We start from the raw sequence: 13,175 nt of genomic DNA on the forward strand, positions 1-13,175 counted from the left end.
AAGATCCTAGGTACACTTTTGTATACCGCAACCAACGGGCAAGGCCCCGCCCGCGAGACACTCGAACAGGCGATACCCGAACATGGATCATAAAAACATGCGGCATCAGAATTACGCCTGCAGCTTCGGCTGCTCCGTGGAAGCCGCCATCGAAGCCATCGGCGGCAAGTGGAAGGGCGTGATCCTCTTCCACCTGGCGGACGGCACCAAACGCTTCAACGAGTTGCGCCGGCTGATGCCGTCGGTAACCCAGCGCATGCTGACCAAGCAGCTACGCGAGTTGGAGCGCGACGGCATTGTCCACCGGCACGTCTATGCCGAAGTGCCGCCCAGGGTCGAATATCGCCTGACCGCCTTCGGCGAGACACTCGAGCCGATCCTCAAGGAGCTGGAAGCCTGGGGCAGCCAGTACCTGGACAAATTATCGGCGTTGCGAAGCGCGGACGAATAGGGAGCGCTTGCTCACTTCTCAGAGCACGCCACTACAGCGCCTGCGACCCGGCACAACAACACAGTGCTGGATCGGCGGCCAAAACCCTGTATGCTGACCGGGTACCACCGACAGTCAATGGAGTAGGCATCACGATCGATCATTCTTACCAAGCCAGCACGGAGGTTCTCATGAAGGTATATCGACCTGAATGGCAGTGCACGTTTAACGTAAACGAAGGCGTGGAAGAAACAGCCAGTTGGAAGGAACGCATCGCCTGGAGCATCAGGGCGCTTGCCAACAGGCTGGATGGTGGCGGACGTACGATCCAGATTGACTGCGATGTGACCCCTCGGGTGAGCCAGGAAGATGTCGATGTCTGCCTGGGTAAAGGCTTCGAGGTGACGCACAGCCTGCTCACCCAGCTTGCTCACCAGGCCGCCTGCGAAAACGTCATGCGTGACGCCAAGGCAGAGCTTTACGAGGAGAACACGCAGTATTGAGGGAACAGGCTGGCGTGATAGAACTGGCGCGATAAGACTGGTGTGACAGAACGGGGCAAGAACGCAGGTTGCCCGCTCAACAGTGAGTCAGGTCGCTTCAAGCCAAGCCTATGTTAGGTAAGCAAAGGGAAGGTAAGTATTTGAAGCAGATCACCTGTTTCACCGCACTTGCTTCACCGCACTTGTCGTACTGAACGTTTAGCCATTGCACGTGAGCAGGGACGCTGCGAAAGCGTTAGAAGCTAGAGAGTTAATCGATGCAAGCTAGACCGCCACGACACCCCATTCAGCCACGCTGGATGGGGTGTTTTCGTTCAGGTCGTGTCACCAGCAGTCCCGCGCTGGCTAATGGCCCGCAGGGCGAGTGTACCTAAAGGCTGGGCGCGCGATAGCGCAGGTAGATATGCAGAATGCCCATGGCGGCATGCCCCACCAGATAGGCTTCTATCAGCCCGGTCAGCAGCCCGTGCACTTCCTTCACCTGATACGCCCACGACGGCAGGAAGTTCCAGCACAGAAACCAGGTAAAGCCCGACAAGACCACCAGCAGCAGCGCTCCCAGGCCGAGCCCATGCATGACCGCAGCCAGCCCAGCCGGCCCCGGGGCTGGCAGCTTGAACTTCAATAGCGTCTGGATATCGGCCTTCAGCGGCTCCAGATCGCCGACCAGGTAAGGAAAGTAGTACTTCAGGCCCCGCTGCTTGATCACGGCAAATAGAAAGATCAGCGATACCGGCACCAGCAACAGCCCCGTCCCGATATGCAGCCAGGTGCCCACGCGCTCGGGAAGCTGGCTCGCCACCTCTCCCGCCCGAGTGAAGCCCATGAAATTGCTGAAAATGATCTGGCTGATCACCATCAGTAAGACGGCGATATGAAACGACAGCACGAGCGGCGTCTGGCGCTCTCGGAAATAGCTCATGGTGCTACTGAGTACGTTCATGCAAGTCCTTATGTGGTGGCGACCCCAAGGCTTTCTGACTCGCCCGATCCTGAAACCCATGGCCTCTTCAACGGATACGATGCAAGGCGATCAGAGAGTAATAGCACCCATGCCTTACCGCGGTCTTAAGTCGCCTAGCCTGCCTCTCCCGCTTTCACGGGCCGGCGCACCACGCCATCGACCAGCAGCCTCTTCTCACCACCGACGATCCGGTAGATCACCGTCGAACGCTCCTGTACGCGCCCATAAGAAACCCCGTTCAACGTCAGTCGCCCGTCCTTGATCTCGACATGATCACCGTTCACATCAATAACCGCGTTACGCCCCGACACCGCCGCTTCCACAGTGCTACCGCCAGCGTCGGTGCGAGTGCTCGAAACCACCACCGAGCCACCGCCCTGGGTATGAACGCTGGTGGCCGCGGGCACTGACTGGCTTCCGCCGGCAAGCATCATTTGCAGCACCATAAACGTCGCCATGCTTTTGGCATTCATTTCACCGCCCTCTATGGATCGCTCATCCCCGCACACACCGCTAGCGAGCACCCACCGGAACCATCAGATGCTGATAGTCGGTGCCCTTCCACATCAGATAAGACCCGCCGTTCTCGGGGTCGGTGGGATAGGCATCGAGCAACGCCGAAGGGGCAATGATCATCAGATGCGGCCCTTCCTTGATCCACTGATTATCCTCGCTGGGCCCCTCGGCATAGGGGTCGATATTGCTGGCTCCCGCGTCTCCCGCCAGCATGTAGGCAATGCCCAGCGCCTCGGCGGTGAAGGACTCCTTGGCTTGCCAGGCCTTGGCCCAGGCCATCCAGGTCTCATCCAGGCACATCGGCGCATTGCCGGTCAGCATCGGTGGCGTCGGCATACAGGTATAGCCATTGCTGCCTTCCTTGAGCACCTTGCCTTCCCAATCCACTACCGTGGCGCCCTCGGCCATCCCCGGCCAGGCCGCGCTCAAGGCGTTCTCAAGAGGAGCCGACTGCGCCTGCGCCGGGCTCGCCTGGGCAAGGGCAATCACCAGCAACGCCCCAGCAACGGCCCAATGGCTGACGTACTCAGCCCTAACTTCCGGCTCTTCACACCACCGCTGATTACACTTAAGCCGACTGACGACACACCGGCTCACATCTCTTGATTCCATCATGCATGTGTTCATCGCACTGCCCTCTCTCATTGCCCTCAGTACCACCTGAAAAGACGACCAACGCAGACCCAGCCAGCCGGTGCTCGCTTGCGCGCCCTGACGGGGCGGGCGCTGCTCTATCAGTCAAGCCGAGTGCGGTAAGACGCTCCACTACCCGTTGCCGATACCGGGTGTGCGGCTGAGCAAAATCAGGGCCTCGTATGATACGCCGTCAGCCAAACGACCAGTGAACGAGCTGGCGCCGTAAGAATGTCAAGCAGGCCGTGTCACGGGTGCGGTAAAAGAGCGCACTCAAGCATTTGATGGTTGATTCAGATCAAGCACCGGAGCAACATTCTGTGTACATGAGCTGCCCTCTAATCGACGCCCCCATTGCCAATTTCAGCGTCATTCGTTTCGGCACTTTTCGGTACCTTTCTAGATACTCTCATAGAGACTCTCATAGAGACTTTTCTAGATACTCTTCTAGAGACTCCCTTAGAGACTAGAGACGTTCTTCAGTACACCCTAGTAGCGGCCCTATCACCGTCTAATGTGAAGAAAGGTTCAAGGGCACCGGGGCAGTCAGTTTTCATCACAGTGATGTGTCAGCACATAAGGAGCCTAGTGACATGCTGAGTATTCTGATCTTTTTCCTGATCTATGCCGGTGTTTCAATTGCCGTTTATCAGCTATATGACATCTATCATAGCCAGAACTTCGCTGACGAAGAGAAGCGCGCCCGCATCGGTGGGCAGGAAGTTGAAGAGCTGGCGCATCAGGCCAAGGAATACCGGGAAACGGGCTCCTCAATGGGGTTTGTAAAAGGCGTGAAGGCCTTCTTCGGTAGCGATTTCGACCCGCGAGTTGCGCTGGCAGCCTTCTCTCAAGGCGATAAGCTTCCCAACGTGGAGCCTCTGCTGCGCCGGAAAAGCAACATCATCTGCAACGGCAAGATCAGTATTCGTCATCCCTTTGGCATCAAGACCAACCCGCCCGCGAAAGACTCCCGGGGCGTTGCCATCGCCGTCATCATCATCAACTGCCTGCTGGCCCTCTTCCTGGGTGGCCTGAGCGTCTACTCCATCGGCTACGATGTACCGGCCGCCTGGATGCACGATGAATCGATCCTGATGCTGCTGATCTATGCGCTGATTCTGTTCACGCACTTGATTGCCAAACTCGACAAGTACATGAATGATCTCTACCAGATCGGCCAGTTGAATCGGCACTTCCCCGCCCAGCCGCTTGACCAGCAGACACAGGATGCTGGCCTATCTACATAAGGTCGTACTTTTATATAAATTGATACTTTTATAAAGGTGGTAAGTCCATAAGGCGACAAATGGGCGAGCAATACCTCATCCACCGATACCACCATCGGCAGGGATTCATAAAAAACGCCCCAAGACCTCAGCGTCAGGGGCGTTTTTTCATACAGCGGAAAAGCCTATTCACGACCGATAAACACAGGAGCACAGCACCGATGCACGCCATCAATCCCGACAAGCTTCACCACAGCAAGTGGACCGCCGTTGCGCCCAAGCATAAGGAAAAACATTTCATGGTCACCAAGCTGTTGCGCGACGAGGAAGAAAACGTCGTGCAGGTGGTGCTGGAAGCCGTGCTAACCCGGCGGGAATTCACCCTGCCCTGGCAGGCACTCAAGGATGAAGAGACCTGGCGGATGGGCTGGAAGTAAGCGCCGCCCCCTGTATCGGCGCTTCTCCCAGCCACTAGGCGGTGGCTCAATCAGATGACTGGCGCTCCCGTTGCCTGGCTGGTGGATACCGGAGGCTAAGCAATTCGCCCTCCTCAGGCCGTTGAGGCCGACGCCTCGGGCTGTGCAGCATGCTTCTCTTCCGTGCGGGAAATGATCGAGGTACCGACCAAATCCCCCGTGACGTTGAGCGCGGTGCAGCCCATGCCCACCAGGGCATCGATGGACGCCAGCAGCGCCACCGTTTCGATCGGCAGCCCCACCTGAGCGAAGACCGTCGCGATCATCACGATGCCGGCTCCCGGCACCCCGGCGGTTCCAATCGAGGTCAGGGTACCGATCAGCACGATCTGGGCCATGCTCATCAGATCCAGCGGCGCCCCGATCACATTGGCCGCGAACACCGCCGAAATCGCGATGCGGATCGCCGCGCCATCCATGTTGATGGTCGCGCCCAGCGGCAGGCTGAAGCCGTACAGGCTGCGCGCATAGCCAAGGCGGCGTGCGGCATTCAGCGTCAGCGGCAGCGTGCCTGAACTGCTCTGGGTGGCGAAGGCGGTGGCCATCGGCGTGCGGGCCTCACGGAAGAACGCCCGCAGCCGAACGCCGAACAGCTTCATCAACACCCCGTAGACGACCACCTGCGCCGCCAGCGCGATGTAGAGCACCGCGACCATGTCACCAAGCGAGAGCAGCGTTTCCATGCCCTGCTGGCCGACCGTCTTGGCGACGATCGCAAACACCCCGATCGGCACATAGTGGAGCACGCCGGACATGACCTTGAGGGTCACTTCGTTCAGCGCCTCTATCACGCCATACAGCCGCTCACCGAGGGCGGCATGGCTGTCGGAGTTGCGCAGCATCAACAGCGCGATGCCGAACACCACCGCCGTGAAGATAATGCCCAGCAGGTTGCCCTCAACGAACGCCGCGACGATGTTGTCCGGCACGATGTTAAGCAGCACGTTGGCGATGCCCGGGTTATCGGGCACGCTGACCTGCGCACTTTCATCCAGCGTCATGCCGCTGCCGGGGGCAAAGAACGTCGCCACCGCCAGCCCGACCACGATCGCCAGCGCCGAGGTCACCACGTAGTAGCCGAACAGCTTGCGACCCAAACGCCCCGTGCTGCCAAGCGGCGCCTGGTTAATGCCGACCATCAGCGTGAACAGCACGATCGGCACGATCAGAAACTTCAAGAGCCTAAGCAGCAGCTCACCAAAGGGCGCCAGCCAGTGCGCGGCGTCCTGACCGCCCAGCAGGCCAACGACCACACCCAGCACCAGCGCGATGCTGACGCGAAGAATCAGCGATGCCTCCATATAGGTGTGCAGCAGCGCTTTCATAACCTACCTCCCATCATGACGTTCCTCTCAAGGCCCTCAACCGGCCGTGACGCCCATTGGCGGCGATGGTCGTTGTTGTCAGCGGTTACCTCGCCCAACGGCGATCGTTGGCGAGGCCACCAACAGGACAGCGCCCACAAGGCATTCCTCATGGGCGCTGGGTGATCCAAAGGCCATGTAGCTGGCAGCACGATCATCGCTGCCGGCAGTGCCGACCCTTAGTCTTGGGTTTCGAGCTTGTCCTGCGTTTTCAATTCGAAGTCGCTGGCGTCGTGGCGCTCGTGCAGCTGCATTTCCGGCTCGCCGAAGGTGCGGTTGACCATCCGCCCGCGAGTGACCGCCGGGCGCGCGTCGATCTGCTTCGCCCAGCGCAGCACGTGGGTGTATTCCTGCACCTGCAGGAATTCAGCGGCGTCATACAGCCGACCCAGCACCAGCTGGCCGTACCAGGCCCAGTTAGCGATATCGGCGATGGTGTACTCATCCCCGGCCAGATACTCGGACTCCGCCAGGCGACGATCCAGCACGTCAAGCTGACGCTTGGTCTCCATGGCGTAGCGGTTGATCGGGTACTCGAGCTTCTCCGGCGCATAGGCGTAGAAGTGACCGAAGCCACCGCCCAGGAAGGGCGCGCTGCCCATCTGCCAGAACAGCCAGTTCATGGTCTCGGTGCGAGCGGCCAGGCTGCCCGGCAGGAATTCACCAAAGCGCTCGGCGAGATACAGCAGGATGGCACCGGATTCGAAGACCCGGGTCGCGGGCGTGGTGCTGTGATCCAGCAGCGCCGGAATCTTCGAGTTCGGGTTGATCTCCACGAAGCCGCTGCCGAACTGATCGCCATCACCGATGCGGATCAGCCAGGCGTCGTACTCGGCATCCTTGTAGCCAAGCGCCAGCAGCTCCTCGAACATCACCGTGGCCTTCACGCCGTTGGGTGTGCCCATGGAATAGAGCTGGAAGGGATGCTTGCCGACCGGCAGCTCCTTGTCATGAGTGGGCCCGGCGATAGGGCGATTGACGCTGGCGAACTTGCCGCCGCTGGCCTGATCCCAGGTCCAAACCTTCGGTGGGACGTACTCATTGCCTTGGCTCATGAAGCGCTCCTCGGTATCGGATGACGATATCTAGTGACGGTATCTAATGACTCGGTTTACCCACCTAGGTGGGGGCACGTTAGCTTGCTATCAACCTGTGACAGACAATAGCGTGCGACAGTTTTGTGCCCAATGCCATATCAGAGCCTTACTGGCTTCCGAGCGCTGCGCTGCCACACTCGACAGAAGACCGGGGCGGTGGTGCTCATCAGGGCATTGATCAAGATGCTTCCGGGCTGTCAGCTTTCGGGCTGTCGGCTTTCGGGCTATCGCGACCCAGGCGCGACAGCCGCACGTCTACCGTTACCGTCAACGATTCCAGCGCCGCGGCCTTTTCGCGGCCTTCGGCGCTGGTGCGATACAGGTGCGGGGTCATCGCCAGCAGGTCGGCGATGGCATCAACACTCTCCAGCTCTAGCGAATAGCGAATGCTCTCTGTGGCCAAGGGCGTGAACCCTTCAGGCGCCTGGGGCTCCTCCGCGCTCTCCGGCTTCAGGCTCGGGTAGATGACCTCGCGCAGTTCCCGCAGGTGATCCGGCCCGGCCTCGACCATCAGCAGCACGCCGCCTGGCTTCAGTACGCGAGCGAACTCCGGGTAGACGGGAAAGCCGAACATGCACAGCACGAGATCCAGCGTGCCGGACTGCACCGGCAGGTTGGCGTTGCTGCCCACCACCCAGCTGGCTTGCTGCCCCGCCTGCTTACCTTGCTTGGCGGCGGCGAGCACCGCCCACTTGGAGATATCCACACCCAGTTGCGCCAGGGTTTGCCCATCACCTGTCGTTTCGCCTGCTTCCTCACCCCAGGCCTTGGCCAGCTCGCGCAGGTAGTAGCCTTCACCGCAGCCAGCATCCAGGCAGCTTAAAGCGGTATCGGCACTGGCATCACCTGGTACATCGTTTGCCAAGTGGCTCAGCGCGGCCTGGCTGACAGCCTCGGCGATCGGCCGGTAGTGGCCGGCATTCAGGAAGCGCTGACGCGCCGCCACCATCTCCTTGCTGTCGCCGGGATCGTGCGAGCGCTTCTTCTGCACCGGCAACAGGTGCACGTAGCCCTGCTTTGCGATATCGAAACTGTGGCCGACGCCACAGCGCCAGGTGCTGCCGCTCTTGTGCAGCACGTCGCCGTCCAGCGGGCAGGCCAGCGCCTGAAAGGGGATCGTGCTCATGTCTTGCCTCACCGTCTGATGATGAATGCCTTACGCAAAGAACCTGCCACGCGGGCGAATTCTCGTTGACCAGCCACGAATGATGGCACATGACCTTCATTAGAGGCGGGAGAAACACAAAAAAGCCTGCCGCTGGGGCAGGCTTGATGAATTGGCTGGTGGGTCTCAGCGCCGCTCACTGGCCTGGTTGATGACCTGCTTCTGGCGAGCAATGGCATTGCTGATGACCTTAGCGTGGAGCGTCTTCTTCTGCTCAGCGCTAGCCTGGCGCTGGAAATGCGTCAAAGGCGTTGATTTTACGGTCTTTCCTTTCATAGTCAGCCCTCGGCTGCAAATAGCTGGTCCAACTGCTCATGAGCGTAGCGTTCGGGCAAGCAGTCCTCAATGGACTGAACGTCCGACAGCCACTCCTCGCTGGAGCCATCGTTGTTCTTGATGATGATATCCACCGTAAGCTGGTCGCCGAACCCCTCTTTGAGCTGGGTGACTACATCGCGCACATCCAGAAACTGGCTGATGAAGCTCTGCAAAGGGATGTTGCGTCCCTCGACCTCCTCGCGACTCTTCACGAACTCCCAGGCCAAGGCGGGGTCTTGATAGACATAAAAAATCTGCACGGCTCGCCCTCGTCTCAAGGACCGTTGCACATTCTTTCTGGCGATCTCCTACCTCGACAGCGTGCCATCCAGAATGAAGGATTGCCGCTGATTCAGCATCAGGTCATGGATCTTGTCGACGACGATGGATACGGCGCGCTGAAACAGCCAAGAGTTGTTGCCCGTATACCCCGGGAAGTGATCTCGCAAATCATCAGGATCGATTCACAGAATACTGCCGAAGCCTCCGTACCTTTCCGACTTGAGATCGTCAAGCGCGGCGACATACTCCTTGGAAATCTCGGTCTTGCCTGCCCCCGGCTAGTCCGCCATAAAGATCGATAAGGGTTCATCTTCAGGATGGGAAGTCTTCTTTACTGGTCAGTGACTTGGCAATTCGCATCTTGTGCTTTCTGGCAAAGGCCAAGGCGTCATCAGCGATTCCCTCGTCATCGAGCATGCACCTACTCCTCATAAAAGCAATCGGGCCACCCATCTAGGGTGGCCCGATCAAGGTTAGCGCCGTTGGCCTACCTCAGTCATCACTCCCACTCGATCGTCGCGGGCGGCTTGCTGCTCTCGGCGTAGGTGACGCGGGAGACGCCTTCCAGCTCGTTGATGATGCGGTTGGAGACTTTCTCCAGCAGCTCATACGGCAGGTGCGCCCAACGGGCGGTCATGAAGTCGATGGTCTCGTCGGCGCGCAGGGCCGATCACCCACTCGTAGCGGCGGCCGTCAACGACCACACCCACGGACTTGAGCAATGCCGTGGCGGCGGGGTCTAGGTCCCAGTACCATGGCGAAAATATGCGCACCTGCCCCCGGGCAACGGCCTGCTCGCCGGACTCGAACAGAATCGGCTCGAGACCCGCTGCCAGCAGATTGACCGCATTACTCAGCCCTATCATGCCTAGCCCGACATGGATTCTTCTCTCGGTTACACTAGCGCGACCGCCGATAGGGTGAGGCTTTCTCACCACGTGTTCACCCAGCTCCTTCCCGACCTGTGATGCATGTCATGTCCATTTCCGCACGCCCTTCGAAGCTAAGCCTTCCTCAGGTCAATCCCGGTGTGTCGACGGTGCTGGAGTATCTGCTGCTCAAGTTTCCGGCCATCGGTGAGGCGACATGGCGTGAGCGCATGGCTACCGGCAAGGTGCACCGCGATGACGGCTCATGGATTACGCCGGCGTCGCCCTTCAAGCCACATCTCCGCGTGTTCTATTACCGCGAAGTGGCAAGCGAGCCGAGCATTCCCTTCGCAGAGAAGACTGTCTATCGAGATGAGCACATTCTGGTGGCCTACAAACCGCACTTCCTGCCCGTCACGCCCGGCGGGCGCTACGTGAACGAGTGTCTGCAGCAGCGTCTGCGCAAAAGCACGGGAATCGAGGCGCTGCAGGCGGTGCATCGTCTGGATAGAGTCACGGCAGGACTGGTGCTGTGCTCCCTCAATCCCGAGACCCGCGCGCTATATCATCAGCTGTTCAAGTCACGACATATCCACAAGACCTATCAGGCCATCGCCGAGATAGACGGCGATAAGTCATTGGTGGGTCAGCAGTGGGACGTAAAGAATCGCATCGAGCAAAGCGAGCAGCGCTTTCGCATGCGGATCAGCGAGGGCGACGCCAACAGCCATTCGGTGATCCGCTGCGTGCAGCAAACCGACACGCAGGCGTTGTTCGAATTACACCCCGTCAGCGGGCGACGCCACCAGCTGCGCGTGCACATGCAGTCACTCGGCTGGCCGATTTTGAATGACCGCTACTACCCAGTGCTGCAGCCGCTCTCCCCGGATGACTACACGCGCCCCTTGCAGCTTCTCTCCAAGGGCTTCGAGTTCATTGATCCCGTGACAAATGAGCCCAGGCGCATTGAATACGCTGGCGAGCTGGAGCTTAACTAGCGCGGAGCCCTGGTCGACCGCTTCTCAGGGCCCAGGCTCACCTTCGCCATCATGCTGCTGTTGGGAATCGCGCTGATCGTGCTGCTGCTGAAAGTCGCACCATGGCTGGCACTGATCCCCATCGCGCTTTGGGGCGCCGTAGGCTGGGCACTGCAGGTGCAGCAGAATAATGAACTGATGAAAGCCCGCGAAGCTCAGGGCGACGGCAACCTGGCGGTGGCGTTGAACGAATCGGCGCTTTATCTGGGGAGTGCTATCGGCACATCAAGCGGCGGCCTGGCCCTTATAACGCATGTACCGGTCGACATGCTGTCAGTGGGCGCGGGTGTCGTGGCTCTGCTGGGAATGGGCGTGCAGGTTTGGCTGATGAGACAGTCCTGTGCGCGCGGTATAACGTGTCCCCGTCTTTGAGGTGGTTCGCCACCCTTTGCGCTCACCAGGATCATGAGAGTGCTTCTTCTAAACCGGCAGCAAGTTCACGTAGCCCTGTCTGGAGATATGTAAACCATATCCGACACCACAGGGAAAAGTGCTGCTGATACAGTGCCGCACTTCGGTCTTTAGCGGACAGGCCGGCGCCCGAAAGAAATTGTATCCATGCATCGCTTCATAGCTTCGCAATGAATGCCTTTCATAGGCACACTGCGCTAGTACGTTGCCGGCTGACAGATTAGGCTATCTAGGACCAACGGAGTCTGTCAACATAGTTGGCACATGAAATGACTTCGGCTCTTTAAAACCCTGCTGCCTGTGGCACCGGGTCCCTCTCGGGGTTCAGGTGCACTACCTCTGGCAGGCTGAGTTTCCGGATGTCACCCGACCAGCGCTTCGGGTGACGTTGCTTCGCCGCCTCGAAGACCTCTCGGCGCTGCGCCAAGATGCCTTTGGCCTCGCCGTTATGGCGCTGGCTCGGCGTGACGTAGCGAAGGGCGCTGTGACGGTGCTCGTGGTTGTACCACTCGGTAAATTGCTGAACCCAGTCCTGGGCCTCGGCTAGGGTGGCGAAACCGTCGGCGGGGAAGCCCGGCCGGTACTTCAGCGTCTTGAAGGCCGACTCGGCGAAGGCGTTGTCATTGCTGACCCTCGGCCGGTTGTACGACGGGGTGATGCCCAAGTCGTAGAGCTTCTCCAGGAATGTTGCCGCCTTCATCGGACTGCCGTTATCTGAGTGCAGAATCAAGGGCTTGTGAAGATCGGTGAGGTGCTCTCGCCAGCAGGCCTTCTGGATCAGCTCAGCGGCCAGCTCACCGGTCTCCGTCTCGTAGACTTCGTGCCCAACGATCTTGCGGCTGAAGACATCCATGATCAGGTACAGGTACCACCAGGTGCCACGCGCGGGGCCGGGAAGCCACGAAATGTCCCAGCACCAAAGGCGGTTCGGCGCCGTGGCTTGATGCGTGGTCGGAGGGCGCTTGCGCTGTGGGGCCTGCTGGTGGCCCCGGTGATGTTGCTGGCCAACTTCATGAAGCACTCGGTACATCGTCGACTCAGAGGCCAGGTAGCAGCCCTTATCCGCTTGATCGGCCACGATGAAGGCCGGAGGGCGGCTCCGATACTCGGGGGCATTGCACAGCGCCACGATTGCCTCTCGCTCCTCGGGAGACAGCTTGTTGGCCGGCTCCGGACGGTCGGCATCGGGACGGCGATCAGCCGTCACCTCGCCCTCAGCGACCCAGCGGTAGTAGGTCCTTACGTTGATGCCCATCACCTGACAGGCCTTGGCCAGCCGAGCACCGTCACGCTGGGCATCTTGCACCAGGGTCACGATGCGCTGGCGATCCGGGAGGCTGGTCAGTCGTCCTCGTCGTTGGTCGTGCCCCAGATCGCCTCTGCCTTTTTTGACAAGGCCAGCAGCGCCGCCGTCTCGGCCAGTGCCTTGTCCTTGCGGCGCAGTTCTCGCTCCAGCTTGCGGAGCCGCTTCTGCTCCTCCTTGCGGGCCTGGCGCTGTTGCTTGGCCTGCGCTGGGGCATCGCCATTGGCGTTCATGCAGGCATCCCGCCAGGCCTCCACCTGCTCGGGGTAGAGCCCGCGCTCACGGCAATAGGCGCTGAGTTCGGCCTCGTTCATCGGGGCCGTTTCCAGGACGATCTGGAACTTCTCTTGGCTGGTCCACTGGTCGGGCTGGGTCGAACGTGATGGCAAAACCTGTCCTCTTGTTCTGGCCTGTTTTCGCCAATTGTAGAGGGTTGTCGCGGTGATGCCTTCCTGCTCGGCCAGTTCCGGGACGGTCATGCTCATGGGCGGCGCCATCTTCTTGAGGATGGCTTCCTTACGTTCTGCGGGGTAACGCATGTTGATCACCTCTCAATCCGTTTAGGTGACAACTACGTTGAC

16 protein-coding genes and 1 pseudogene are annotated in these 13,175 nt (G+C 59.7%); 6 read left to right on the top strand and 11 right to left on the bottom strand.

Going from position 1 to position 13,175, the window contains the following annotated elements; translation table 11 throughout:
• Positions 1-82 precede the first annotated feature (82 nt).
• The gene (locus Q2K57_RS05100; RefSeq protein ID WP_369700295.1) at positions 83-451 is read left to right on the top strand and encodes a winged helix-turn-helix transcriptional regulator; all 369 of its coding nucleotides are present in this window, start codon (positions 83-85) and stop codon (positions 449-451) included.
• A 170-nt stretch (positions 452-621) separates the two neighbouring features.
• On the top strand, positions 622-933 hold the full coding sequence (locus Q2K57_RS05105; RefSeq protein WP_112053800.1) for a hypothetical protein: 312 nt from the start codon (positions 622-624) through the stop codon (positions 931-933).
• Between the two features lie 370 nt (positions 934-1,303).
• Here the strand turns inward: Q2K57_RS05105 and Q2K57_RS05110 are convergent, their stop codons facing one another.
• From Q2K57_RS05110 to Q2K57_RS05120, 3 genes are all read right to left on the bottom strand, one after another.
• Positions 1,304-1,876, bottom strand: a complete 573-nt coding sequence (locus Q2K57_RS05110; RefSeq protein WP_304526237.1) for a cytochrome b/b6 domain-containing protein — start codon at positions 1,874-1,876, stop codon at positions 1,304-1,306.
• A gap of 134 nt (positions 1,877-2,010) precedes the next feature.
• A complete protein-coding gene (locus Q2K57_RS05115) occupies positions 2,011-2,370 on the bottom strand; it encodes a hypothetical protein (RefSeq protein WP_304526238.1) in 360 nt (119 codons plus the stop codon).
• A 40-nt stretch (positions 2,371-2,410) separates the two neighbouring features.
• A complete protein-coding gene (locus tag Q2K57_RS05120; RefSeq protein ID WP_220086227.1) occupies positions 2,411-2,902 on the bottom strand; it encodes a hypothetical protein in 492 nt (163 codons plus the stop codon).
• 737 nt (positions 2,903-3,639) lie between these two features.
• Between Q2K57_RS05120 and Q2K57_RS05125 the strand changes: the two genes are divergently transcribed.
• Positions 3,640-4,293: a hypothetical protein gene (locus Q2K57_RS05125; RefSeq protein ID WP_112053804.1), complete on the top strand. Its 654-nt coding sequence runs from the start codon at positions 3,640-3,642 to the stop codon at positions 4,291-4,293.
• 200 nt (positions 4,294-4,493) lie between these two features.
• The gene (locus Q2K57_RS05130) at positions 4,494-4,709 is read left to right on the top strand and encodes a TIGR02450 family Trp-rich protein (protein ID WP_112053805.1); all 216 of its coding nucleotides are present in this window, start codon (positions 4,494-4,496) and stop codon (positions 4,707-4,709) included.
• A gap of 113 nt (positions 4,710-4,822) precedes the next feature.
• Here Q2K57_RS05130 and Q2K57_RS05135 read toward each other — a convergent pair whose 3' ends face one another.
• The 7 genes and pseudogenes from Q2K57_RS05135 to Q2K57_RS05160 form a co-directional block, all read right to left on the bottom strand.
• Positions 4,823-6,073 (bottom strand): dicarboxylate/amino acid:cation symporter, encoded by a 1,251-nt coding sequence (locus Q2K57_RS05135; protein WP_304526239.1) that lies wholly within the window; start codon positions 6,071-6,073, stop codon positions 4,823-4,825.
• A 218-nt stretch (positions 6,074-6,291) separates the two neighbouring features.
• Complete coding sequence (yghU, locus tag Q2K57_RS05140) at positions 6,292-7,167, bottom strand: glutathione-dependent disulfide-bond oxidoreductase (RefSeq protein ID WP_112053807.1); 876 nt, start codon at positions 7,165-7,167, stop codon at positions 6,292-6,294.
• 220 nt (positions 7,168-7,387) lie between these two features.
• Positions 7,388-8,335 carry a putative RNA methyltransferase gene (locus Q2K57_RS05145; protein WP_304526240.1) on the bottom strand — a complete coding sequence of 316 codons (948 nt, stop codon included), beginning with the start codon at positions 8,333-8,335 and terminating at the stop codon, positions 7,388-7,390.
• 165 nt (positions 8,336-8,500) lie between these two features.
• Entirely contained in the window at positions 8,501-8,650 is a 150-nt protein-coding gene (locus tag Q2K57_RS05150; RefSeq protein WP_304526241.1) for a hypothetical protein, read from the bottom strand.
• A 2-nt stretch (positions 8,651-8,652) separates the two neighbouring features.
• A complete protein-coding gene (locus Q2K57_RS18335; protein WP_369700296.1) occupies positions 8,653-8,952 on the bottom strand; it encodes a zeta toxin family protein in 300 nt (99 codons plus the stop codon).
• Positions 8,953-9,000: 48 nt separating this feature from the next.
• Positions 9,001-9,141 (bottom strand): zeta toxin family protein, encoded by a 141-nt coding sequence (locus Q2K57_RS18340; RefSeq protein ID WP_369700297.1) that lies wholly within the window; start codon positions 9,139-9,141, stop codon positions 9,001-9,003.
• Positions 9,142-9,473: 332 nt separating this feature from the next.
• A pseudogene (locus Q2K57_RS05160) lies at positions 9,474-9,693 on the bottom strand (GMP synthase (glutamine-hydrolyzing)); the annotation flags it as partial.
• A 257-nt stretch (positions 9,694-9,950) separates the two neighbouring features.
• Here Q2K57_RS05160 and Q2K57_RS05165 point away from each other — a divergent pair.
• Together Q2K57_RS05165 and Q2K57_RS05170 are read left to right on the top strand one after the other, a co-directional pair.
• The gene (locus tag Q2K57_RS05165; RefSeq protein ID WP_304526242.1) at positions 9,951-10,841 is read left to right on the top strand and encodes a pseudouridine synthase; all 891 of its coding nucleotides are present in this window, start codon (positions 9,951-9,953) and stop codon (positions 10,839-10,841) included.
• A gap of 51 nt (positions 10,842-10,892) precedes the next feature.
• Positions 10,893-11,252, top strand: a complete 360-nt coding sequence (locus Q2K57_RS05170; RefSeq protein WP_304526243.1) for a hypothetical protein — start codon at positions 10,893-10,895, stop codon at positions 11,250-11,252.
• 322 nt (positions 11,253-11,574) lie between these two features.
• Here the strand turns inward: Q2K57_RS05170 and Q2K57_RS05175 are convergent.
• A protein-coding gene (locus Q2K57_RS05175; RefSeq protein WP_304525493.1) for an IS3 family transposase occupies positions 11,575-13,133 on the bottom strand; the annotation gives its coding sequence in 2 pieces (ribosomal slippage) (positions 11,575-12,654 and positions 12,657-13,133; 1,557 coding nt in all).
• Positions 13,134-13,175: the final 42 nt, after the last annotated feature.

The organism is Halomonas sp. I5-271120 (assembly GCF_030553075.1).
Classification (GTDB): domain Bacteria; phylum Pseudomonadota; class Gammaproteobacteria; order Pseudomonadales; family Halomonadaceae; genus Onishia; species Onishia taeanensis_A.

Bases quoted from the DNA above. Each gene is read 5' to 3' on its own strand.
- Q2K57_RS05110 (WP_304526237.1), bottom strand. From the start codon at position 1,876: ATGAACGTACTCAGTAGCACCATGAGCTATTTCCGAGAGCGCCAGACG.
- Q2K57_RS05125 (WP_112053804.1), top strand. From the start codon at position 3,640: ATGCTGAGTATTCTGATCTTTTTCCTGATCTATGCCGGTGTTTCAATT.
- Q2K57_RS05170 (WP_304526243.1), top strand. From the start codon at position 10,893: ATGCTGCTGTTGGGAATCGCGCTGATCGTGCTGCTGCTGAAAGTCGCA.
- Q2K57_RS05135 (WP_304526239.1), bottom strand. From the start codon at position 6,073: ATGAAAGCGCTGCTGCACACCTATATGGAGGCATCGCTGATTCTTCGC.
- Q2K57_RS05130 (WP_112053805.1), top strand. From the start codon at position 4,494: ATGCACGCCATCAATCCCGACAAGCTTCACCACAGCAAGTGGACCGCC.
- Q2K57_RS05145 (WP_304526240.1), bottom strand. From the start codon at position 8,335: ATGAGCACGATCCCCTTTCAGGCGCTGGCCTGCCCGCTGGACGGCGAC.
- Q2K57_RS05100 (WP_369700295.1), top strand. From the start codon at position 83: ATGGATCATAAAAACATGCGGCATCAGAATTACGCCTGCAGCTTCGGC.
- Q2K57_RS05150 (WP_304526241.1), bottom strand. From the start codon at position 8,650: ATGAAAGGAAAGACCGTAAAATCAACGCCTTTGACGCATTTCCAGCGC.
- Q2K57_RS05105 (WP_112053800.1), top strand. From the start codon at position 622: ATGAAGGTATATCGACCTGAATGGCAGTGCACGTTTAACGTAAACGAA.
- Q2K57_RS05115 (WP_304526238.1), bottom strand. From the start codon at position 2,370: ATGAATGCCAAAAGCATGGCGACGTTTATGGTGCTGCAAATGATGCTT.
- Q2K57_RS05165 (WP_304526242.1), top strand. From the start codon at position 9,951: ATGTCCATTTCCGCACGCCCTTCGAAGCTAAGCCTTCCTCAGGTCAAT.
- yghU (WP_112053807.1), bottom strand. From the start codon at position 7,167: ATGAGCCAAGGCAATGAGTACGTCCCACCGAAGGTTTGGACCTGGGAT.